Here is a 20,900-nt window from a genome sequence, read left to right as displayed (position 1 = left end):
AAGGTTAAACGGCACTGAAAATACATTGAACGGACTATTCTTTAGATTTTTTCTTCAGGCCTAATCCCAGTTCACGACCACGTATGCGGGCATAAAATGGGAAAGCGATTAGCAGTACGCCAATCAATAATACTTCGATTAAGGCAAAAGCGAAGGCGTCATTGGTGACATAAAGCAGGGTGAGCCCATGTAACATATATAAGCACAGAATAAAACTTGCCCAAGCGTAAGTGTATGGATTACCTTGGAAAACACCCTTTGCGGGTAGTAATAACGGCACTATCCATAAGAGACTAAATAGCAGGGTGTATTCACCGCTAATCCCTTGGCCAACAAACCAACCGCCTAATAGCAGCACTAGCGCAAAGTAGCCTAAACGGCTAAGGATAAATAAGGTGTTGGACGTCATAAGTCTACCTAAGGGTTGAAAATAAAAGCCATTTTGGTTTAAAAATCATGGATTAAAGAATAGTGAGCACATTCTCAGGAGGACGGCCGATGGCTGCGCTTTGATTGGTGAGCACAATTGGCCGTTCGATGAGTTTAGGAGTGTTGACCATAGCCTCAATCAACTGCAATTCTGTTAGTGATGAGTCTGCAAGTCCCAAGGCTTGATATTCTGCTTCCTTGGTGCGCATTAATTCGCGAGCACTGATGCCTAGTTTAGCCAGAATGTCGCCGATGTCTTTAGCCGTAGGGGGATTTTTTAAGTATTCCACTAGGGTAATGTCGCAGCCTTGTTGCTCGAGTAAAGCTAAGGTTTCACGGCTTTTTGAACAACGTGGGTTATGGTAAATCGTCACTTGGGTCATAGTACTAGAGGCTCAATACGGGCTGAAATAACAATGGCGCGGATAATAACAGAAAAAACCGCGCCCCGTCAGTGTGTTCGGGGCGCATAAATGGGTTATTGTCTTTAATCTATTTGTAAAACAACTTATTACTTAAGCGCATCCATTTCTTTATCAGCCATTTTAAACTGGCGAATACGTGCTTCAATACGTGCAAGCTGTAATGGATTATTTTCGGATGCACGGTAGGCAAAGTTAAGTTGATCGATTGCGCCCTTATAATTAGCACCTAAGGCCATCAGCTCTGCGGTGGAAAAATATTCCAATGCTTGATTGCCGGTTTTTTTATACACCATAGTCAACAATTGATAGGGCAGTTCATTTTGTTTATCGAGGAAAATCATATCTTCCAGCAAAGGGATTGCTTTGGGGGCTTGATCGGCTTCGATATATATATTGGCTAAGTTGGCATTGATCACTTGAGACGTTGGTTTCATTTTACGCTGGGCTTCGAGCATAGTTATCGCTTTTGCATAGTCCTTACGTTCGATCAGTAAATCAGATTTAGTGTCTATATAAAACAGGTTGTTATCATCGATTTTTAACAGCTCATCAACGATTTTTTCTGATTCATTAAACTTCTTCAATCTATATAAAGCCAGCGCTTTGCCATAAAGTGCCGCCTCTTTGAAGCTATAGGTCTGTTTGTTGAGCTGCCGATCAAACATGCTTAATACTGCTTCGTCGCTATAGCTGGAAAAACGGACTTGAATACGGGCTTTTGCTAGCTGAAAATTAAGATTATCAGGGATATAACGTTTAGGGTATTGCTCGGCACGGTTACGGGCTTCAGTGATCCGCGATTCAGGTAATGGGTGAGTTAATAACATTTGTGGTGGTGTTGTGGTAAAGCGATAACGAGTTGCTAATTTACCAAAGAAATCCGCCGCAGCATTGGGATTAAAGCCTGCATCCACTAGAATTTGCATTCCGATGCGATCGGCTTCCTTTTCATGCAAACGGGTGTAGTTGATTTTCGATTGTGTCGCCATGGCTTGGGTTGTCGCAAGCGCCGCCATACCTGCTTGTGGTACTGCAATAGTTAACAAAATGGCGCCGAGTAAACCGGCAATTGTTGCAGGATTACTTTTTTGCTGTGCTTCAAGGGATCGGGCAAGGTGACGTTGAGTAACGTGAGTTACTTCGTGGCCTAATACTGAAGCCAGTTCGCTTTCATTGTCGGCATTGAGAAATAAGCCTGTGTGTACGGCAACATGGCCGCCAAAGAAGGCGAAGGCGTTGATTTCATCATTTTGTAATAGGAAAAAATAAAACGGCGTTTTTACGCCTGTGGCATGGGCGACCAGTTTATTGCCAAGCTCGGTAAGATATTGACTCAACACGGGGTCATTTAGCATAGGTGCCGATGAGCGAATGATGCGCATATAAGCATCACCGTAAACCATTTCTTTTTCAAGGCTGAAGGTGTTAACTGCGGCCGTACCTAAATCCGGTAAGTCATTGTTAGCAAAACTTTTGGCGGCGAAGGTTAGCAGCATCAAGGAGAATGCGCCTGCAACAAAAGGTTTTAATCGAGTCAAAAAAGTCAAGTTACGCAAGCGGATCCTTTTATTTCTAATTATCTCAACTAAAGGCAGATACTGCACTTAGCTTGTAGTTTGAGGTGCAACTTAGGATAATGGCCCAAGTTCGTCTATAGCAAGTTCATTATGATTTTTATTGATTTAACGCTCTTTCGTTGTCCAGTACCCTTAGTGAAAGTGAAGCTTGCATTGAAGCCAATGCGAGAGGGTGAGCAGTTGCATATCTTACTCTCAGACTCTGGTTCGCGGCGAGATGTTCCCCAATATTTAAAAAAACAAGGGCATGTCGTGCAAGAGTTGCGTAATGATGCAAGTCTGTTAGCCTTGATGGTCACCAAAGTTGATCTATCTCAGGGATAAATTGAGGATTTTTATGTTTAAATCCTCTGAGACTAGCATCAAGCGCCTAATTCTGAGCCAGAGTGCCGCTCAGGCTAGGTTGTTTACTCTTGTCAGTTTATTTTTTGATTTAGCTGACGTGTAGAAGCGAAAGTCTAACTGAGTAAAGTCTCGAATAACATCATGATAAATAAACTTTCCTGAGCGTTTGGGAAGCCTCGCCAACCATCACAATTGGAATGATCCATGTTTACTGTTTTTTCTCGTTGGTATCAAGAGCGCTTTAGTGATCCACAAGCTGTGACCTTAATGGCTATTCTTGTCGGGCTCGCGCTAGTGATTTATTTTGCGGCAGGTTTACTTGCTCCGCTGTTGGTCGCTCTTGTGTTGGCATTTCTATTGGAATGGCCTGTGGCGCAAATGCTTAAATTGGGGATTAATCGCACCGCTGGTGCGTCCTTGGTTATTGTGTTGTTTTTGGGAATCGTGGTTTTACTGACATTTGGCTTAATTCCGAGTGTGTGGCGTCAAGGTGTTAGCTTAATTGCCGACTTGCCTAGCATGATAGATAAAGGCTTGCTGACAATACAAACGCTGATCAATCAATATCCACGATTTATCAATCCAGAGCAGTTAGATCTGATGGTTGGTGAGCTTAAAAAACTGCTCGATACTCAACATGTGTTGGATATTGCTAAGCAATTAATCGGTTATTCAGCTTCTTTACTCGTCTTGATGGTGTACGCGATTTTAGTGCCCTTACTGGTGTTTTTCTTTTTAAAAGATAAAGATCAACTGATTAGCGGCAGTAAGCGATTTTTTCCCGCAAATCGCCAGTTAGCGCGTAAAGTGTGGTTTGAAATGCACCAACAGATTTTTAATTACATTCGTGGCAAAGTGATTGAAATCGTGGTTGTTGGCGTCGCAACTTATATTTTGTTTGCCTTGATGGGACTGCGATATTCGGCGTTGCTTGGTGTGTTAACGGGGTTATCGGTATTGATCCCTTATGTCGGTGCAACCTTAGTTACATTACCTATCACCCTAGTGGCATTTTTTCAGTGGGGCTTTAGTTCTGAATTTGGCTATTTAATGTTGGGTTACGGTATTATTCAGGCGCTCGACGGTAATTTACTCGTGCCTATTTTATTCTCCGATGCGGTGGATTTGCATCCGGTGATCATCATAGCGGCCGTTTTAGTCTTTGGCGGTTTATGGGGTGTATGGGGAGTATTCTTTGCCATTCCATTGGCATCGTTGGTCAAAGCCGTGATTAACGCTTGGCCTAAAACAGAGCTTGAGGCTGACAATAAACTTGATGCGAGTTGATGCCTACCTGTCTAACCGCCATTTGTATCATTGGTTATAGTGGGCGAGTTAACCGTTATCGCTAATTCCTCTTGGCATTTGAATTAAGTGCCAGAGGCGTTTTGGTTGAATATTGTGCCTTTACAATTTAAAGCATCCTCGTCTAGTACTCTGTACCCATTCACTTATTGTCATTCCTTTTTATTATCACTTTGTCTTAAGTATCATCATGAATCGAGCTTTTAGTTTTAGATTAAGGGGGATTTATTCTGTCGCTTGCCAGTTTAGGGATTTACATTATGTAGCCTCTAGGTTAGGTAGATGTAAAACTCTTATATAAGCATGTGGTTACATGATGCAGCGCACATTTTACCCTTGAGTATGTTGATAAAGTTGTGTCGCTTAGTTTGGGTTTGCTTATTCGTTCATCCTTAGCTAAGTTATATCGAGTCGTGCTATTTATTTTGGTTGAGAGATGGAAGTCACCCTGACAAGAATTTCCACTGACAATCGCCATTGGAGGATACTATTGTGAGCAAAAAACTATTAAGTGCGCTTTTCGGGGCAAGTCTTGCAGCGTTAGCGCTGTCGCCAACCGCATTTGCTGCAGATCAAAAATTGTCTGATTTCCATGCTGAGTCGGGTGGATGCGAAAGCTGTCATAAAGATGGTACACCTTCTGCGGATGGTGCCTTTGAATTTGCACAGTGCCAAAGTTGTCATGGTACCTATGCTGAAATGGACGCTGTGCATAAGCCACATGACGGTAATTTAGTCTGTGCAGATTGTCATGCGGTACATGATATGAATGTCGGTCAAAAACCTACCTGTGAAAGCTGCCATGATGATGGTCGTACCCCAGCAACTGTTCTGAAAAAATAATCTCAAAAATACGTTTAGAAAAGTTGGTATATACCTTCATGTCTAAATAAATAACGCCAGCGAATAGCTGGCGTTATTTTTTTCCGTTTACTAACCGATTACTCGTCTTTTGGCTGACCTTGGATGATCTTCTTGCCGGAGAACATGGCTGAAATAATCCCTGGTTGACGTTTTACTTCAGTATAAATCACCGTGAATACATGTAATAACATCAGCAGTAACAACACATAAACCGTATAGACGTGTACTTGACCTGCCAATCCTTTCATTGGTTTAAGTGCATCCGCTTTTTCTGCATTCACACCCGTTGCATCATAGGGTTTTAAGCTTGTTGGTTCGACATTGGTATCAGCAAGATAACTTTGTACAGCACTACCTAGCGGCGGATAATAAATATCTGTACCTGCACGCAAAAGTCCAGTGATCATTATGGTCACTAATAGCAACATGATGGCCAGCACGGCAAATTTACCTTTAGGGTTATGACCTAAATACTGCGGATTTTTCCCCGCGGCTAATTCAGTCTTATAAGCTATTAATTCGCTTTTGCTATTAGCATTAGGAAACATGTGGCTGAAACGCGCATATTTGTTACCGATAAAACCCCACACAAGGCGGACGATGAGGTTTATTGCGAACGCATATCCTATGCACACGTGTAAAGTTTTCAAGCCAATTTTACCTGTTAACTCAGATATGCCTAGCTCAGTGCGATACATCATGATGCCACCGACTAAGATGAGTGCGAGCACAAGAATGACATTAATCCAATGAAATAATCGCGTCGGTTTGTCCCACACAGGATAGGATTTTATTTCAAAAGCGGTGGGGTTACTGCTGGACATGGAATTTCCTTATTTTTTGTGTTGGTATGATCTTACGCTTTTATCCTAAAATTTCAGTAACTTTTTTCAGTTTCAATTAAGACTTCTGATTGATAGTGTAGTCAACGAAAGTGTTAGAAGTTTTTGATTTGCGTACGGTAAATATTTTTTACGTAAGTCTTTTTAATCTGTTTTATCTAATGCTAATATCGTGACCACGGTAGACTTGGAAGTCTATTGAACGGATGTTGAAGTCGTATTTGGAGGATCTTAGATCCTTAAAGTGAATAATCGTTAACCAGACAGGGAGTGAGCAGGATGTTCAAAATATTACATTGGATTGTAGTGTCACGATCGCAAGTATTGATGGAATTGCTCGCAGGACGTTGGCCGCAGGAGTTTCTCGTTAAGTTGACCCAAGTCAGCCCTGATGAGATGTGTGAGAAAATCAAAGATAATAATGCCTCCATGGTCGTGATCGATTTAGCGACTGTTGATCTTCAAAAAGCCCATCAATTTCAACGTTTACTTGCCCGTGAGCAACCGAGTGTGCGAGTTGTCTATTTGCAGTTCCCTAAACAAGTGGATGCACGTTTCTTAATGCAAGCTGCCACAACTGCAGGGGTGTTTTATCTCGATGCAGGTTTAACTGAGATAAGCCTCGGACTCTCGAATATTTTACGAGGTCATAGGGTCATTCCAATTCAGCTCATTAATGGGGTAAATGATGATTTTGGATTGTTCGAAGACACTGAACCGTTAACTATCCGTGAGCGTGAAGTATTACAAGCATTGTTGACGGGAAGTACTAATTTAGATATCGCTAATCAGTTATTTGTCAGTGAAAGCACGATAAAAACCCATTTGTACCGAGTATTCCGTAAAATTGGAGTGTCTAGCCGTGGTCAAGCGATTGCGTGGGCACAAACCTATTTGCACGATGTGGTGGTTTAAGTCGATATCAGTATTGATATACAAACGTATATACGTTTAAGTTAAGTCTTATCTCAGATAAAAGGGGCTAAAGCCCCTTTTATTATTTCTCAAAAGTAGTCTTAAGCCGAAAGCCTATTAACGTCCAAGCCAAGCCGCTATTTTGCTTTTGTCACGAATGGATAGGGCGACAGTATCCTTAGGCGCGGCAGTTATCATCAATTCACCCGTCATCAATTCATCCCGTCTAAACCAATGTAAATCCAACGATTCACCCAGCGGATACTGCTGTAGCTGCGCCTCAAATTGTCCTGTGACTTGTAGGTTATCCGCGGCAATTAACACATCACCTGCACTTAACCCTGCAAGGTGTGCAGGGCAGCCTTGGGTGACAGTCACGATTTTTAATCCAACAGGTGCTGCTTGGGTTTTCGCGCCGAATGCAATCTCATAACCTTTCGCTTGCCCGCCGCCCACATCTTGCGCACCTTGACTGGATCGAAGACTCAAGTTGACCCCAAATTCGGCGAGTAAAGCCGCTAACGGAATATCGTCCGTACTATCTAAGTAGGCAAACAGATCTTGGCAATCACGACCAAGGAGTCGTTCAACGATGGCTTGATGGCAAGTATCTGTGGTGCCTTTATCTTGCAGAGCATATTCCTGCCATAAAATCTGCATAACATGGTCGAGATTGTATTTGCCCTGGGTTTCGCTGCGCAGGGTTAAATCTAAGTACAGCGCAAACAGAGCCCCTTTAGTGTAATAACTGATGATGGCATTTTGTGCGTTTTCATCCTGCTTGTAGAACTTAGTCCAAGCATTAAAGCTTGAGTCCTTAACACTTTGTTTAAAGCGTCCCTGGCTGCGATAGACACGGGTGAAGGTCTCACTCAGCATATCTAAATAGCTTTGTTCATCTACCAGACCTGCACGATAGGTAAGAAAGTCATCGTAATAGGAGGTGATGCCTTCATAGGCCCATAATTGTGGCGTATAGGTTTCTGCATCAAGTTTATAGGGTAAAAAGCATTCAGGCTTAATGCGCTTAACGTTCCAGCTGTGGAAATACTCGTGGCTGCACAGGGATAAATAAGTGCGATAGTCGTTATTGATTGGCATATCGAGCGACAGTGGTAAGTCTTTGCGTGAACACATTAATGCAGTAGAAGCTCTGTGCTCTAAACCGCCAAAGCCATTGTCTAATACTGTGGTCATAAACAAATAACGCTTAAACGGTGCAGGTGTACCAAAGAAGTTAATCTGATACTCACAAATGGCCTTTAAATCTTGGCAGAGCCTTGGCATACAAGCACGGTGGCGACCATTGAGTACGATATCATGCCGCACGCCACAGGCATCAAAACTCCCTAAGGTGAATAAGCCCATTTCCACCGGATGATCGATGAGCTCGTCATAGCTTTTAGCTGAAAATTGGCCGAAGGCAAAATCGTCACCACTGGTGCGAGTCATGCTGGTAGCAAGGTGCCAGTCACTTAATGTTGGCTCTGTTGGTGGCTCTATAGAGACGGTATGTAAAGTGTCTTCAAAACCATGGGCAGATAAAAACACGCTACTGCCGTTAAAGAAGCCGTGGGTCATGTCCAAATGCGCGGTGCGCACCGACAGATCCCAAGCATACACTTGATAAGTCAGAATAATTTCGCTGCTATTATTGTCAACCGACCAAGTTTGCTTATCTAGTTGGGTGAGCTTAAGTGTTTGGCCTTGTGCATCTTGTGCCTTGAGTTCAATGATATTTTTGGCAAAGTCGCGCACCATGTAACTGCCTGGCAGCCAAGCGGGTAGGCTAAAGACCTGCACTGGCTTGGGTTGTGATAATGTCATAGTGACAGCGAATAAATGGGCTTTCGGATCGACGGGGATTATCTGGTAATGGATCATATTTATCCTGCAAAACCTGAGTGTTTTAATGGTGGCCATGCTGCCAAAAATGCCTGCAACTGGCAAATGAAAAGCAAAATATCTGCAGACACAAAGTATTGAATTGCTAGTATACTATGCCAACTAACCCAAGGAGGACGCCCCATGGCCGAAGAAACTATTTTCAGCAAAATTATTCGTCGCGAAATTCCCGCGGATATTCTGTATCAAGATGAACTTGTGACTGCCTTTAGAGACATTTCCCCTAAGGCGCCAACGCATATTTTGATTGTGCCGAATAATTTGATCCCAACGGCGAACGACATGAAAGCCTCTGATGAGCCGGTACTTGGCCGTATGATGACGGTTGCGGCTAAATTGGCGGCGGAAGCGGGTATCGCTAAAGATGGCTACCGACTGATCATGAACTGCAATCAACACGGTGGACAAGAAGTCTATCACATTCATTTCCACCTTGTGGGCGGGGAGCCTCTGGGGCCCATGTTGAGCCAAGACAAATGAAGGTCAATTCGGATTTTTTCCCGCTGACCCAAATGGCGCAGCGGTTTGTGGATCAACTAGCTCAGTGTCGCCGTCTCGGTTTAACCGTATTGGAGGCGAGTGAGCACCATGTGTTGATTGAGTTGCCCTACAGCACTGAATTAATTGGGTATCCCGATACCGGTGTTATCCATGGTGGGGTGATCACTACTTTAATGGATACCGCGTGTGGCAGTGCAGTCGTGAGCGCAATTTTCCATAAATTCAAATTATTAGAAATATCACCTACGCTCGATTTACGGGTGGACTACATGAAGCCCGCTAAGCCCCATAAGCCAGTGTTTGGATTTGCGGAATGCTACAAGTTGTCTTCTAATATTGCCTTTACCCGTGCAATTGCTTATCAAGACAGTATTGACGATCCCATCGCCCATGCCGTCGGCTCTTTTATGCGGATAAGTCCTGAAATGGTCGGTGATGCCTTTAGGCAAGCGTTAATGGGTGAAGCCGTGCCTGCGATAGGAGAGAGTGATGAGCGCAAATAATTCGATACTAGATGCAGCCAGTACAACTCAAAACGCACAGGTTAAAGCGCCTATTGATGTGCAAGGGATAGTTAAACGCGCCACTGAACTTAATGATTTTGGCCATTTACTTGAGCACGTTCCCTATGCCAAATTTATTGGCATGAAGGTGGAGCGTTTTGGTGATGAACTGATTTTTAAATTGCCCGCTAAAGACGACAATATCGGTAATCCTGTGTTGCCCGCTATTCATGGCGGCGTGATTGCGGGCTTTATGGAAATGTCAGCGATAGTGCAGTTAATGGTATTTATGCAAACGGCAAAGGTGCCTAAAGTCGTTGATTTTTCAATCGACTATTTACGTGCAGGTCTGCACAAGGATAGTTTTGCTGAGTGTCGTATTACCCGTCAGGGTCGACGAGTCGCCAACGTGAATATTGATTGTTGGCAAACCAATCGTAAGCAGCTTATTGCTACGGCACGGGCACATTTTTTGATTGATTAATCTGATTAAGTTTAGATTGATGAAGCATGACTGATTCACTATTTTAGATTGAGAATGCTTTATTTAGCCTATGTTATTAAGCATGAGTTCAGCACTGTTCGATTAGTTTGTCGTTTAATGGGAAATGATGCGCTAGCTGCGTATTTTGTGGCGTGACTAGGAGAAATATATGAAACAAGTTTATACAGGGTTATTACTGGCCGCAGCGCTTACCTTAGGTGCTTGTGCCTCACATACCGCAGGGATTTCAGTGAGTTCACTGGGTGAAACCCGCGTCGATAATTCCAGCTTTGCTCGAGATATTGCGGTACAGAGTGTGGATGCACGCCGAGTCGGTGATTTAGTGCAGGGTACAGCGTTGATTGTTAGTAAATCCTCGTCCGATATGCGTGTGCAATATAAATTCACTTGGTACGATGCCAGCGGCTTTACTATCGAAGATGAAGCGACCAGCTGGAAATCGGTGAAATTACACGGTAAACAGCAATTGCAAGTCGGCGCTGTTGCACCTAATGCCCAAGTGGTTAAATTTGATGTATACGTGCGTGAAACCTTTTCAAACTAAGCTTGAGTTTGCTTCTGTTTAGTTTATTCCGTGTTTAATTGATTTTTTGATATTAAACCCGTTCTAAAATGGCTTACTTCTTTTAAGGAGTAAGCCTTTTTATTCGTTTTACATCAACTTTCAATGACCTTAAGGTCACTCAAATGTTATTAGCTTTCGTCTTTTTGACATTGAAAGTTGCGATAAATTACCCATTTTTAAGCAAAAAGGTTTACGGCAAGGTGAAATCCGGACTTTAGTCCTAAATACATTCAGTGATTGAGCACTACTATCAGCATATTACCACATGAGGATAGAAAGATGACTGCTCATATTAATGCTCAACCTACTGATTTTGCTGAAACTGTTATTATGCCGGGTGATCCACTCCGTGCTAAATATATCGCTGAAACCTATCTTACCGATGCCGTAGAAGTCACGAATGTTCGCAATATGCTTGGTTACACGGGCTTTTACCAAGGACAGCGCATTTCCGTTATGGGTCATGGTATGGGTATTTCATCTATGGTGCTCTATGGCCATGAGCTGATTAATTATTTTGGCGTGAAACGCATTATTCGTATTGGCAGTTTAGGTGCAACACAAAAACATGTACAAATGCGAGATGTCATTTTAGCCCAAGCCGCAGGCACGGATTCACCTACTAACGCTAAGCGTAGTAGTGGCTACCAAATGGCAACTTCTGCGACCTTTTCTTTATTGCATAAAGCCTATACAACAGCGAATGAGAAAGGCATTAGTGTAAAAGTTGGCAATATCTTTAGTGGTGATCTTTATTACGATCCCGATGAAGATATGATCCCCGCACTTGAACGTTTTGGGGTATTAGGTATTGATATGGAAGTGGCGGGGCTTTATGGATTGTCACACCAACAAGGTATCGAATCATTAGCCATTTTAACGGTATCGGATCATTGTTTAACCGGTGAAGAAACTACGGCCGAAGAACGCCAACTCTCTTTTAATAATATGATCGAGCTCGCGTTAGAAACCGCCCTCAATTAGGTTTAAAGCCATCCTTTGAACCCTTAGCATTTCACTTATGGAATGACATAATGAATAATAAAATTACTTTAACAGCCATCAGTTTTCTCGCCAATTTTATTATGGCGGGCTTTGCGACCCAATTTGGGATGTTGATTGAACCCATAGCTGAGAAATTTGCCGCTAATGTTAACGAAGTTGCATCAATTTTTTCATTGCTTAATGGCGGTGCACTCGCGGGAACGATTGCAGCATTTTTTTTTATTGAAAAAATGGGTATCAAAAGAATGACCTTGATAAGTTACAGTCTGGTTGCTCTTTCTGCTCTGGCTTTACATCTAACCAGTTCTCTACAAGCTGTGATGGTAGCAATGACCTTAATTGGTTTTTGTGGCGGTATCGGTCTATGTATTGCTGGTACGATTGTGGTGTCTGTGTGGCAAGAGAAATTACAAAGCACAATGTTAGTGGTGCAAGATGCAACGTTTAATATTGCAGGCGTTATTTTTCCATTAATAACGACTTATGCATTAACAAGTTCATTATCATGGAGTTATAGCTATTTAGCCGTAGGTTTAGTGGCGTTCGGTACAGTCATTATTACCTTGTTCACTCATTTCTCTATTTGTGAGCAATCTTCTACAACACAAGAGAAACAACAGTCTGAATGGAATCTCGGCATTATTAGTGGAGGTATTGGTTTATTTTTAGGAATGCTGGCTTTATATACTTTTTTAACTTGGGCACCTTTATTTGTAAAACAAAAATTTGATATTCCGTTTGAAGATGCAGGTAATATTATTACCCAGTATTGGTCCGCTGCGCTAATTGGTGCGTTAATTTCGACTGTGATTGTGACTCGTGTAAAAATTCACCATTTCTTAGTCGGTATTATTGCTTTAGCTATGGTGATCACCGCTGCCATTGTCAGTACCAATAATCTTAATTGGATAGCTTATTTAACCTATGGCTATGGTTTTGTGTGTGCCGCGCTTTATAATGCATTTATTGCTTATGGCGTGTCTTTTGTAAAAAAAGCTAGCAGCAAAAATGTGTCATATATTCTTATTAGCGGAAGTGCAGGGGCGATGTTTAGCCCAGCCATCAGTTCTTTCTTTGAACGTATTATCGGATTACAAACAGTGATGTATGTGATACCTCTGCTTTACGCAGCGATATTTATGCTATTGATCGTTTCAAGTCGGATGAAATCGGCTATGGAACAACACTCGCCATCGGTAAGTTAATTTACCTGTGCATCCATCCCACACTCGGTTGTTAAATTAAGTCGAGTGTGGGTTATGTTGAAAGCGGTTATATACCTGCTTCAACAAATTTCTTGAGTGCGTTGAGATCACAAATCCGAATGCCATCTTTTTTCCGCTCAATTAAGCCTCGTTCCTCAAGATTTTGTAGTGCCCGACGGTAGACTCGGTCGGTAGTACCAAATCGTTCAGCCTCTAAATAGCGTTTACTAAAGCCATCTACGGGCAAGTCATTTAAGTATTCATGGTAAATATCAAATGCCACGTTATAACTGATGGGATAGAGCAGTCGCCGAGTAAAAATATCCACTGTGTCTTGGTAGTCAATCGCAATTGCACTAGCGAAAAATAGCGCGAGTTGAGGGTGTTGACCGAGGCAATGTTGCAGTTTTTCAGCGCTAATCAACATGATTTCTAAGGGTTCACTGGCAATAATGTCTAGTTGACAGTGGTACTGGGTGAAGAACTCCATTTCGCCAAACAGCTGTGAATCACAATCAATAGTACCTAATTGAAAACACCGACCATTTCTCGCGGTATGGCCGAGTGATACGCGACCTTGCTTCACCAATACAAGTGATGCCATCGCTTCCCCCTGCGTCATGAGGTGAGCGCCTTTTTTGAGCATTTTTATTTCGCTGATGCAGCTAAGTACAACCGCTTCAATAAGTGGATAGTCTTGCTCCCATCGCTGGCTATAACGTCCTTTCGATAAAGGTTTTAGCTGCATCGACTATGATCCTCTTACTGTGTTCGAAATTGCGACCTTCTATAGCATTATCATGATAGGCGGTCAAATGGACGAAAGGATTTAGGCGGCTACTAAAGACATTTTCATCATACGAACTGAAGGGCAGTGGTTTTCGCGACATTTAATTGAATCGCAGAGATAAGAGTGCCCACTTTTTATTTCCGTCATGTATACTAGGCGCCGCCAAGGGGTGTTTGTTGTGCATTAATGTTACTCTGATTTTAACGTTAACGGCTGCAAACTGAGATGTCATCTGACGAACCCTTAGAACCTGATCCGGCTAATACCGGCGTAGGAATGGGCCAATAAACAGCACACTTCTGAATCGCTTATTCGTTGCCGGATCTCAAACATTATATTTGAGGTCCTATGTCAAACCGTAAAACGTCAAACCATCAATCCCCATTTTCAACCGTATCGCCAAGCTTATTTTTAGCCCGAGCGCCGCTGGCATTAGCCATCGCCGCAGCGCTGAGCACCCCTGTTTTTGCACAAACCGACGCGATCGATAAACCCGATCCCAGCACTGAGATGGAAGTCATGGTGGTGACGGCGGATTTTCGCAGCTCAAGTTTAGAAAAAATGCCTTCAAGCATTACCGTTATCGACAGTCAAAAAATTCAGGATGAAAGTGCGCAACACTTTGAAGATCTGCTTAATTCTATCGCCAATTTTAACTGGTCAGGTGGAAGCTCTCGGCCGAAATATTTTCAAATTCGCGGTGTAGGGGAACAGGAACAATACCAAGGCGCACCTAATTCTTCCGTGGGTTACATCATAGATGATATCGATTTATCCGGTATTGGTATGGTGTCGAGCATGTACGATTTACAGCAGGTCGAAGTGCTTCGTGGACCGCAGGGGACGCGTTACGGCGCGAATGCCTTAGCGGGATTGATTTATCTGAAGAGTAACGATCCAACTGATGTGTTTGAGCATGGCGGCGAAGTGTCGTTAGGCGATGATGATTTACGCACATTTAGTGGTTTCAGTTCTGGCCCATTAACGGATTCTGGCAAGCTGCTTTATCGTGTGTCAATGCAGCAACATCAGCAAAATGGTTACCACGATAACCTGTATTTAGGCCGTGATGATACCAATGGTCGCGATGAATTCAGCGGCCGCGCTAAGCTGCGCTGGTATGCGACAGATGATTTGCAGTTTGATTTAACTGTGCTGCATGCCGATTTTGATAATGGCTATGATGTGTGGAGTTTAACCAATTCACCAACCCAGACAACATCGGATCAACCGGGTGTTGATAGCCAACGCACCACAGGCGCGGGTTTTAAAGCGACCTATTCTGGCGCAGAAAACTTCGAATTAACTTCGTTAACCTCTTTTGCCAATACCGATCACCATTACAGTTACGATGGCGATTGGGCTAACTCAGAATATTGGGCCTCTAAGCAATGTAATGATGACAATGGCAATCTGGCGCCGTGCCAATACGATTATTTTTGGGATAAAACGGGTCAGCGTAAAACCGTGTCGCAGGAGTTTCGCCTAAGTTCTACCGAGCAGGGCCGTATTTTTGCAGAGAGTACTGATTGGTTGCTTGGTGTGTATGCCATGAATCTGAAAGAAGATAACCAATTGTATTCTGAATACAATGCTTGGCCGGATGAAGTCTTAGACTCAGAGTATGAAGCGACAAACTATGCACTGTTTGGCCAGCTTGATACGGATTTGGGCTCAAATTATGCTTTATCTGTGGGTCTACGTTTAGAGCGTCGCAACAGTCATTACTCTGATACGAATAACGATAATTTCGACCCGAGCGAAACCATGTGGGGCGGTCATATTGCTGTGAGTAAAGTGCTGAACGACTCACACGATGCTTATATCCGAGTCGCACGCGGTTACAAGGCGGGCGGTTTCAACATGACTTTGCCCGTCGAATTGAACGATAAAAAAGAGTTTAGTACTGAGACGCTCTATAACTATGAAATCGGCCTTAAATCCCATTGGTTAGCTGGACTTATCGATACTAATTTGGCGCTGTTCTATATGGACAGACAAGATCAACAGGTGGCTGCATCACAGCAAGATCCCGATAAACCACAGCGTTTTATCTTGTTCACTGAAAATGCAGGCAGTTCGAATAACTATGGCGCTGAGTTAGATGCAACCTGGTATGCCACGGATAATCTGCAAGTTTACTCAAGCTTAGGTTGGTTAGAAACGGCCTACGGTGACTACCAGTATCAGGATAAATATGGTACTGAGGTGGATTTAACTGGCCGCGATCTGGCCCATTCTCCACATCTTACCTACAGCCTTGGCGGGACTTATCGTGCTAATTCGGGTTGGTTTGCTAACCTGAATCTTAGCGGTAAGAGTGAATTCTATTATTCAGACAGCAATGAATCCCGCTCTGAACCCTACACTATCGTCAATGCCCGCGTGGGTTATGAGGCGAGCGCCTGGTCGGCATATTTATGGGGACGCAATCTGTTTAATGAAGAATACGGTGTGCGTGGCTTCTATTTTGGCAATGAGCCAGATAACGGTTGGGCGGAAAAGCAATATATTCGTTACGGCGATCCGCGTCAGATTGGCGTAACCTTTAACGTTAAGTTTATGTAATAGCTCATTTTAAAGTGAGCATAATCATTTAAGTGTTTACTGAACTGTAGCCCAGTATTTGGGCTACAGCCTTACTTCAGAATATCAAGGAATTAAAATGAAACTGACCGCAGAAATTAGCATGTATCCCTTTAATGAAAATTACCTCGATCCTATCAAGTGGTTTATTGGCCGCGTGGATAGTTATCCCAATATCGAGCGCGTGACTAATGCGATGGCAACTCAAGTGTGCGGCGATTATTTAGATGTGATGACTATGCTAGCGACCGAGATGCAAGCGGCCCATGAGAAATGGGGCAAGGCAGTATTTGTGTGTAAGTTTATCGGTGGTGAGCTGAATTTAGCCCACAGCGAATAATGATTGACCGCCATGTAAGCGACAAATAGGCAATGAGAACAACACTATGACAGATTTATGGTTAACCTTGGTCGAGAGCGTTAATACGGCCTTTGGTGAAGTCCATGTGATGACCGTATGGGAAGCCCTCGCGGTATTGCTGGCGATGGCATATTTACTGCTGGCGATGAAGGCCAGTGTGTGGTGCTGGGCGGCGGCCTTTGCCAGTACCGCCATTTACACTGTGTTGTTTTGGAAGGTGTCGCTACTGATGGAGTCTGTGCTTAACGTCTATTACATGGCGATGGCGCTCTATGGATATTGGCTCTGGACCCAAGGTGGTGATAAGCATCAAGGCGTAAAAGTGACCACTTGGCCATTGAAAACCCATTTAAAGTTGATCGCAGCGACGGGCGTGATTTCGCTTTTGGTTGGTCACGGTATGGCGACGTATACCCAAGCCGCATTCCCGTATCTAGATGCGGCGACAACCTGTTTCGCCGTGATGACGACTTATTTAGTGGCAAAAAAGGTACTTGAGAATTGGCTTTATTGGGTGGTTATCGACATAGTGTCGATTTATCTTTACCTCAGCAAAGGCTTGATGCTGACATCCTTGTTATTCGTGCTTTATGTGGGTCTGGCGGTCGTGGGGTATTTCCTGTGGCGAACCGCGTTAGCCGACGCCCGTGAAGCTAATACCTTGAAGTTACTCAGTTAATGCTCGATATAAACGCCTCGATGCAGCGCTCAGTGGGCGAGCCATTCAAAGCACTTTACTCCATACTCAAAAGTGCTGGGCTAGTTAACGTGTTAAGTATTCATGAGCTTGCGGGCGGCTTAAGTAATCACAACTATAAAATCACTACGCCCACAGGCAGTTATGTACTGCGGGTGAATGCGGGTGCGGCGGACAGTTTTTGCAACCGCCAGCAGGAGCGTTTTTACTGGCAGCAATTGGCTCAAGCTAAACTTGCTCCTGAACTGTTGTGGGTGAGCGAAGATGAGCGTTATTACCTCAGTGATTTTATTGAAAGTGATTATATTGAAAGTGACGATATTGAAAACGAAGGCTTAATCCACTGGCCAGCGTTAGAGCGCCAAACGAGTGCAGCTGATTTTGTGCTGGGGCAATCGACGTTTAACTATTCACAGTTTCCGGCAGCAGAACAAGAAACGCACCCTAACCAAGCCCATTGTTTGCTATTGGCGTTATTGCTGCAATTACGCGATCTGCCTACAGGGCCTTATGCTATTAGTATCACTGAGCAGTGGCAGGAATATCACCAGCAAATGCTTGCCTATCAGGCTTCTGCAACATTTAGTGAGCCAGTATTAAGGCGAGCTGTGCTATTGAAGCAGGGTAGTGATATTGGTTATAGCAATACTCACGATTGGAATGAGCGGGTGGCTAAGCTGCTTGCAATTCAAATCGAAATCAAACATTGGTGTGATGAGTTAGCAGCCTGCATAATCAAACCGCAGTTTTGCCATCGCGATCTTAATCCCCATAATTTGTTACTCAAAAGTAACCGCTTGTGTTGTATCGATTTTGAATATGCGACGGCGTCGCATCCACTGTGTGAGTTAGCTGTAGTGTTAGCGACCCATGCGTTAACGCCCTATCAGCAAAGTGTGTTGGTGAAACAGTATCTGAGTGGACATCCTTATGTTACTGCACAAGCCGTAACGGCAGTGCCTGCTGCTATTGACATGTATTGGGTATTTGCTTGTTACTGGGCATTATTGATGGCAGCGCAAACAGAACCCAGTCGTAGCGCCGACTACCTTGCTTGGTTTGATTGCTTCTGGCCGCTGATCACCCCCAAATAGTCATTATTGCGTGTGCTTAGTTTCCATCTGATGATAATGGTTCATTCCCTTATGGCATTGACCGCGCGATTGGTGGGACATGCGGGTAGAACATACTGAAAACCTTTATTAGACAAACTTATTTGATATAAAAAGCAACTTTATATGGTCTCAAGCGTCTTATTAGCAACAATTCTAGGATGGATTATTCAGTATGAAAAAAGGCGTGATGCTACTTGTGTGTCTCTTAGGCTTAAGCGCCTGCTCCACTAAATTCAGTTACCATTTCCTCGACTGGGCCATCGGCTGGGAGCAAGAGGATTATGTTACCTTAGATAAATCTCAGCAAAAGGCATTCGATGCCCTCATTGAAAAATTTGTCATTTGGCACCAATCCAAAGAGTTAGCTCATTATGTGGTGCAATTGACCGAAGTCGAAAGCCTCATAAAAACCAATACGTTAACGCCAGTGCTATGGGCAGATCATGTGAATATTGCTAAGCGGCATTGGTTTCGATTGTTTGAGTTCGCCTTGCCCGAGCTTCTACCTATCATAATGTCTTTGTCCGATGAACAGGTGAAGCAGATCCTCACAAAATTACGGGAGGAAGAGCAGGAGCTCGTTAAAGAATTTGCGGGTAAAACCTCTGAACAGTTACAAAAAGATGCCGATGAAAACCTTCAAACCCAATTTGATGATTGGCTTGGAAGTGTAACTGCGGAGCAAAAAGTGCTTATTCACCAATATAATCAACAGCGTTTATCTACCTTAGATATGTGGCTTGAGTACAGACACGAATGGTTACGCCAGTTTGAGGTTGCACTGGGTCAGCGCGCCGATAAAGCATTATTAACCGAGCGTTTGACCTTGCTGATGACGCAGCCCGATGAGCTTAAGTCAGAGCAACATAAAGTGTTTTTACGTAAAAATACTGAGGCATTTGGGACTTTGTTGTTGGCGATGAATGCGAGCTTATCGGAGCAGCAGTCTAAGCATTTTTATAAAAAGTTAGGTGGGCTCATTCAAGATCTCAAGGAACTGAATCAGGAAGCGATTGAAAAAGAAGCCTAGGTCATGAAAGATTTATTGCCTTGCTAGGGTCTATTTCTGCAAGCCAATAAATCAGCCTACTAACGACTAAATAGAGACCTTATGCCACTCGTATCCCTTTACCAGAAACTACTCAATATGAGCCGCTATTTCGAAGGGTTAGCGCCATTAGCCCTTAGGATTTACCTTGCACCTGTGTTAATGCAAGCAGGCTATAACAAGCTCGCTCACTTTGAAGATACGGTTGCTTGGTTTGCCAATCCCGATTGGGGCTTAGGTCTGCCAATGCCGGCGTTAATGGCAGGACTGGCGGCGGGAACTGAGTTCTTTGGCGCTATCTTGTTACTGCTTGGGCTCGCGACGCGACTGATTTCTATCCCTTTAATGGTCACTATGTTGGTCGCCGCATTGACTGTGCATTGGCCAAATGGTTGGTTAGCGATTGCCGATGGTAGCTCTTTGCTAGCCAACGACAGAGTGCTTGAGGCTGGGGATAAACTGGCGAAAGCCAAAGAAATATTGCAGGAGCACGGTAACTATGACTGGCTGACTAGCTCAGGTAACTTAGCTGTGCTTAATAATGGGATTGAGTTTGCGATCACCTATTTTATTATGTTGCTGGCGCTTTTTACCTTAGGCGGTGGTCGTTACACTAGCCTAGATTATTTCATCGCTAAGCGTTGTGGGATTAAGTAAGTCTTTCTCAAGCGGGCCCAATTGTTAACTGCATCGGATTTTCAAGCGCATTTAATTTTGAAGCCCACTCGATTGTTAAGTGCACTCAACAAGTTAAATCCCACTCAAGCGGTGGGATTTTTTTATGCCTCTTTGTCAGCAATTTGCTATGCTTGAGCGCAATTTATATCGAACTAGGATAAGAACTTGGACGCTATTGAACTTTTACTCACTCGCCAATCAACCCCACGATTAACTGCTCCTGCTCCAGATGCGAGTCAATTAAAAATCATCTTAGATGCTGCCATTCGTGTGCCAGATCATGGCGCCTTAGCGCCATGGGAATTTATTATTGCCGCAGGACAAGGGTTAGAGACCTTGGCAGATATCTTTGTTGAGGCAGCGAAAGCGAGCGACGCCGATGAGGATTTTGTCAATAAAGCTAAGGGCATGCCAATGCGTGCGCCTATGGTGATTACTGTCGTGGCGAAAACGCAGCAACATTCCAAAGTCCCCGTACTTGAACAGCTCATTGCAGCGGGTTGCGCGACCATGGCGATGCAGCAGGCTGCCTTCGCCTTAGGTTTAGGTGCCGTGTGGCGTACAGGGGATTTTGCCTTTGATGCGAATGTGAATGTTGCTTTAGGTCTTGAGCCACACGATCAAATCGTCGGTTTTTTGTATGTGGGTACGCCAGCGGTTACTGCTCCTAAGAAACCGCAAAAGGACGGCAGTCAGTACGTCCGTTATTTATAAATCCGCCCTCTTTTTTAGTG

23 protein-coding genes and 1 riboswitch are annotated in these 20,900 nt (G+C 43.7%); of the genes, 17 read left to right on the top strand and 6 right to left on the bottom strand.

What is annotated here, in order from left to right:
* Positions 1-34 precede the first annotated feature (34 nt).
* The 3 genes from L5L94_RS10770 to L5L94_RS10760 form a co-directional block, all read right to left on the bottom strand.
* Entirely contained in the window at positions 35-409 is a 375-nt protein-coding gene (locus tag L5L94_RS10770; RefSeq protein ID WP_028760312.1) for a DUF2069 domain-containing protein, read from the bottom strand.
* A 52-nt stretch (positions 410-461) separates the two neighbouring features.
* On the bottom strand, positions 462-812 hold the full coding sequence (gene arsC / locus L5L94_RS10765; RefSeq protein WP_219250543.1) for an arsenate reductase (glutaredoxin): 351 nt from the start codon (positions 810-812) through the stop codon (positions 462-464).
* A 128-nt stretch (positions 813-940) separates the two neighbouring features.
* Positions 941-2,410, bottom strand: a complete 1,470-nt coding sequence (locus L5L94_RS10760; RefSeq protein WP_263163114.1) for a M48 family metalloprotease — start codon at positions 2,408-2,410, stop codon at positions 941-943.
* A 111-nt stretch (positions 2,411-2,521) separates the two neighbouring features.
* On the opposite strand from L5L94_RS10760, the gene L5L94_RS10755 reads away from it, so the two are divergent.
* The 3 genes from L5L94_RS10755 to cctA all read left to right on the top strand — a co-directional run bounded on the left by L5L94_RS10755 (position 2,522) and on the right by cctA (position 4,924).
* Entirely contained in the window at positions 2,522-2,755 is a 234-nt protein-coding gene (locus L5L94_RS10755) for a sulfurtransferase TusA family protein (protein ID WP_028760309.1), read from the top strand.
* 225 nt (positions 2,756-2,980) lie between these two features.
* A complete protein-coding gene (locus tag L5L94_RS10750; RefSeq protein WP_131523891.1) occupies positions 2,981-4,063 on the top strand; it encodes an AI-2E family transporter in 1,083 nt (360 codons plus the stop codon).
* A gap of 510 nt (positions 4,064-4,573) precedes the next feature.
* Positions 4,574-4,924 (top strand): tetraheme c-type cytochrome CctA, encoded by a 351-nt coding sequence (cctA, locus tag L5L94_RS10745; protein WP_105252823.1) that lies wholly within the window; start codon positions 4,574-4,576, stop codon positions 4,922-4,924.
* Between the two features lie 98 nt (positions 4,925-5,022).
* Here cctA and L5L94_RS10740 read toward each other — a convergent pair whose 3' ends face one another.
* Positions 5,023-5,769, bottom strand: a complete 747-nt coding sequence (locus L5L94_RS10740) for a cytochrome b/b6 domain-containing protein (RefSeq protein WP_263163113.1) — start codon at positions 5,767-5,769, stop codon at positions 5,023-5,025.
* Between the two features lie 297 nt (positions 5,770-6,066).
* Here L5L94_RS10740 and L5L94_RS10735 point away from each other — a divergent pair, with 297 nt between their 5' ends.
* The gene (locus L5L94_RS10735; protein ID WP_028760305.1) at positions 6,067-6,702 is read left to right on the top strand and encodes a LuxR C-terminal-related transcriptional regulator; all 636 of its coding nucleotides are present in this window, start codon (positions 6,067-6,069) and stop codon (positions 6,700-6,702) included.
* Between the two features lie 117 nt (positions 6,703-6,819).
* Here the strand turns inward: L5L94_RS10735 and L5L94_RS10730 are convergent, their stop codons facing one another.
* On the bottom strand, positions 6,820-8,586 hold the full coding sequence (locus tag L5L94_RS10730) for a M61 family metallopeptidase (protein ID WP_263163111.1): 1,767 nt from the start codon (positions 8,584-8,586) through the stop codon (positions 6,820-6,822).
* Between the two features lie 144 nt (positions 8,587-8,730).
* Between L5L94_RS10730 and hinT the strand changes: the two genes are divergently transcribed.
* The 6 genes from hinT (at position 8,731) to tsgA (ending at position 12,891) form a co-directional block, all read left to right on the top strand.
* A complete protein-coding gene (gene hinT, locus L5L94_RS10725; protein ID WP_263163110.1) occupies positions 8,731-9,087 on the top strand; it encodes a purine nucleoside phosphoramidase in 357 nt (118 codons plus the stop codon).
* A complete protein-coding gene (locus tag L5L94_RS10720) occupies positions 9,084-9,611 on the top strand; it encodes a PaaI family thioesterase (protein ID WP_263163108.1) in 528 nt (175 codons plus the stop codon). The genes hinT and L5L94_RS10720 overlap by 4 nt, the downstream gene beginning before the upstream one ends.
* Positions 9,598-10,095 carry a PaaI family thioesterase gene (locus tag L5L94_RS10715; protein ID WP_168823948.1) on the top strand — a complete coding sequence of 166 codons (498 nt, stop codon included), beginning with the start codon at positions 9,598-9,600 and terminating at the stop codon, positions 10,093-10,095. The genes L5L94_RS10720 and L5L94_RS10715 overlap by 14 nt, the downstream gene beginning before the upstream one ends.
* 169 nt (positions 10,096-10,264) lie before the next feature.
* A complete protein-coding gene (locus L5L94_RS10710; RefSeq protein WP_263138248.1) occupies positions 10,265-10,660 on the top strand; it encodes a YcfL family protein in 396 nt (131 codons plus the stop codon).
* A gap of 300 nt (positions 10,661-10,960) precedes the next feature.
* Positions 10,961-11,665 (top strand): purine-nucleoside phosphorylase, encoded by a 705-nt coding sequence (deoD, locus tag L5L94_RS10705; RefSeq protein ID WP_012196924.1) that lies wholly within the window; start codon positions 10,961-10,963, stop codon positions 11,663-11,665.
* A gap of 50 nt (positions 11,666-11,715) precedes the next feature.
* Complete coding sequence (tsgA, locus tag L5L94_RS10700; RefSeq protein ID WP_263138249.1) at positions 11,716-12,891, top strand: MFS transporter TsgA; 1,176 nt, start codon at positions 11,716-11,718, stop codon at positions 12,889-12,891.
* A gap of 67 nt (positions 12,892-12,958) precedes the next feature.
* Here tsgA and L5L94_RS10695 read toward each other — a convergent pair whose 3' ends face one another.
* On the bottom strand, positions 12,959-13,639 hold the full coding sequence (locus L5L94_RS10695) for a Crp/Fnr family transcriptional regulator (protein WP_012196926.1): 681 nt from the start codon (positions 13,637-13,639) through the stop codon (positions 12,959-12,961).
* Positions 13,640-13,836: 197 nt separating this feature from the next.
* Positions 13,837-13,975, top strand: a riboswitch (TPP riboswitch).
* Positions 13,976-14,029: 54 nt separating this feature from the next.
* On the opposite strand from L5L94_RS10695, the gene L5L94_RS10690 reads away from it, so the two are divergent.
* From L5L94_RS10690 to L5L94_RS10660, 7 genes are all read left to right on the top strand, one after another.
* Entirely contained in the window at positions 14,030-16,249 is a 2,220-nt protein-coding gene (locus L5L94_RS10690; RefSeq protein WP_263163106.1) for a TonB-dependent receptor, read from the top strand.
* Positions 16,250-16,346: 97 nt separating this feature from the next.
* On the top strand, positions 16,347-16,607 hold the full coding sequence (locus L5L94_RS10685) for a hypothetical protein (protein WP_028760297.1): 261 nt from the start codon (positions 16,347-16,349) through the stop codon (positions 16,605-16,607).
* Positions 16,608-16,653: 46 nt separating this feature from the next.
* Positions 16,654-17,307 carry a nicotinamide riboside transporter PnuC gene (gene pnuC, locus L5L94_RS10680; protein ID WP_028760296.1) on the top strand — a complete coding sequence of 218 codons (654 nt, stop codon included), beginning with the start codon at positions 16,654-16,656 and terminating at the stop codon, positions 17,305-17,307.
* Positions 17,307-18,419, top strand: a complete 1,113-nt coding sequence (locus L5L94_RS10675; protein WP_219252748.1) for a phosphotransferase — start codon at positions 17,307-17,309, stop codon at positions 18,417-18,419. The genes pnuC and L5L94_RS10675 overlap by 1 nt, the downstream gene beginning before the upstream one ends.
* 193 nt (positions 18,420-18,612) lie before the next feature.
* Positions 18,613-19,470 (top strand): DUF6279 family lipoprotein, encoded by an 858-nt coding sequence (locus tag L5L94_RS10670; RefSeq protein ID WP_263163103.1) that lies wholly within the window; start codon positions 18,613-18,615, stop codon positions 19,468-19,470.
* Positions 19,471-19,551: 81 nt separating this feature from the next.
* Complete coding sequence (locus L5L94_RS10665) at positions 19,552-20,145, top strand: DoxX family protein (protein WP_263163101.1); 594 nt, start codon at positions 19,552-19,554, stop codon at positions 20,143-20,145.
* A 186-nt stretch (positions 20,146-20,331) separates the two neighbouring features.
* Positions 20,332-20,880 carry an NAD(P)H nitroreductase gene (locus tag L5L94_RS10660; RefSeq protein WP_263163099.1) on the top strand — a complete coding sequence of 183 codons (549 nt, stop codon included), beginning with the start codon at positions 20,332-20,334 and terminating at the stop codon, positions 20,878-20,880.
* The last annotated feature ends 20 nt before the right edge of the window (positions 20,881-20,900 follow it).

It is taken from the genome of Shewanella sp. SM21 (assembly GCF_025654335.1).
In the GTDB taxonomy this organism is placed as follows: domain Bacteria; phylum Pseudomonadota; class Gammaproteobacteria; order Enterobacterales; family Shewanellaceae; genus Shewanella; species Shewanella oncorhynchi.
This window is presented reverse-complemented; position numbering and strand designations above follow the sequence as displayed.

What these genes read in the sequence shown, in the direction of transcription:
- L5L94_RS10770 (WP_028760312.1), bottom strand. Translation starts at nt 409, where the DNA reads ATGACGTCCAACACCTTATTTATCCTTAGCCGTTTAGGCTACTTTGCG.
- arsC (WP_219250543.1), bottom strand. Translation starts at nt 812, where the DNA reads ATGACCCAAGTGACGATTTACCATAACCCACGTTGTTCAAAAAGCCGT.
- L5L94_RS10755 (WP_028760309.1), top strand. Translation starts at nt 2,522, where the DNA reads ATGATTTTTATTGATTTAACGCTCTTTCGTTGTCCAGTACCCTTAGTG.
- L5L94_RS10750 (WP_131523891.1), top strand. Translation starts at nt 2,981, where the DNA reads ATGTTTACTGTTTTTTCTCGTTGGTATCAAGAGCGCTTTAGTGATCCA.
- L5L94_RS10740 (WP_263163113.1), bottom strand. Translation starts at nt 5,769, where the DNA reads ATGTCCAGCAGTAACCCCACCGCTTTTGAAATAAAATCCTATCCTGTG.
- L5L94_RS10735 (WP_028760305.1), top strand. Translation starts at nt 6,067, where the DNA reads ATGTTCAAAATATTACATTGGATTGTAGTGTCACGATCGCAAGTATTG.
- L5L94_RS10730 (WP_263163111.1), bottom strand. Translation starts at nt 8,586, where the DNA reads ATGATCCATTACCAGATAATCCCCGTCGATCCGAAAGCCCATTTATTC.
- hinT (WP_263163110.1), top strand. Translation starts at nt 8,731, where the DNA reads ATGGCCGAAGAAACTATTTTCAGCAAAATTATTCGTCGCGAAATTCCC.
- L5L94_RS10720 (WP_263163108.1), top strand. Translation starts at nt 9,084, where the DNA reads ATGAAGGTCAATTCGGATTTTTTCCCGCTGACCCAAATGGCGCAGCGG.
- L5L94_RS10715 (WP_168823948.1), top strand. Translation starts at nt 9,598, where the DNA reads ATGAGCGCAAATAATTCGATACTAGATGCAGCCAGTACAACTCAAAAC.
- L5L94_RS10710 (WP_263138248.1), top strand. Translation starts at nt 10,265, where the DNA reads ATGAAACAAGTTTATACAGGGTTATTACTGGCCGCAGCGCTTACCTTA.
- deoD (WP_012196924.1), top strand. Translation starts at nt 10,961, where the DNA reads ATGACTGCTCATATTAATGCTCAACCTACTGATTTTGCTGAAACTGTT.
- tsgA (WP_263138249.1), top strand. Translation starts at nt 11,716, where the DNA reads ATGAATAATAAAATTACTTTAACAGCCATCAGTTTTCTCGCCAATTTT.
- L5L94_RS10695 (WP_012196926.1), bottom strand. Translation starts at nt 13,639, where the DNA reads ATGCAGCTAAAACCTTTATCGAAAGGACGTTATAGCCAGCGATGGGAG.
- L5L94_RS10690 (WP_263163106.1), top strand. Translation starts at nt 14,030, where the DNA reads ATGTCAAACCGTAAAACGTCAAACCATCAATCCCCATTTTCAACCGTA.
- L5L94_RS10685 (WP_028760297.1), top strand. Translation starts at nt 16,347, where the DNA reads ATGAAACTGACCGCAGAAATTAGCATGTATCCCTTTAATGAAAATTAC.
- pnuC (WP_028760296.1), top strand. Translation starts at nt 16,654, where the DNA reads ATGACAGATTTATGGTTAACCTTGGTCGAGAGCGTTAATACGGCCTTT.
- L5L94_RS10675 (WP_219252748.1), top strand. Translation starts at nt 17,307, where the DNA reads ATGCTCGATATAAACGCCTCGATGCAGCGCTCAGTGGGCGAGCCATTC.
- L5L94_RS10670 (WP_263163103.1), top strand. Translation starts at nt 18,613, where the DNA reads ATGAAAAAAGGCGTGATGCTACTTGTGTGTCTCTTAGGCTTAAGCGCC.
- L5L94_RS10665 (WP_263163101.1), top strand. Translation starts at nt 19,552, where the DNA reads ATGCCACTCGTATCCCTTTACCAGAAACTACTCAATATGAGCCGCTAT.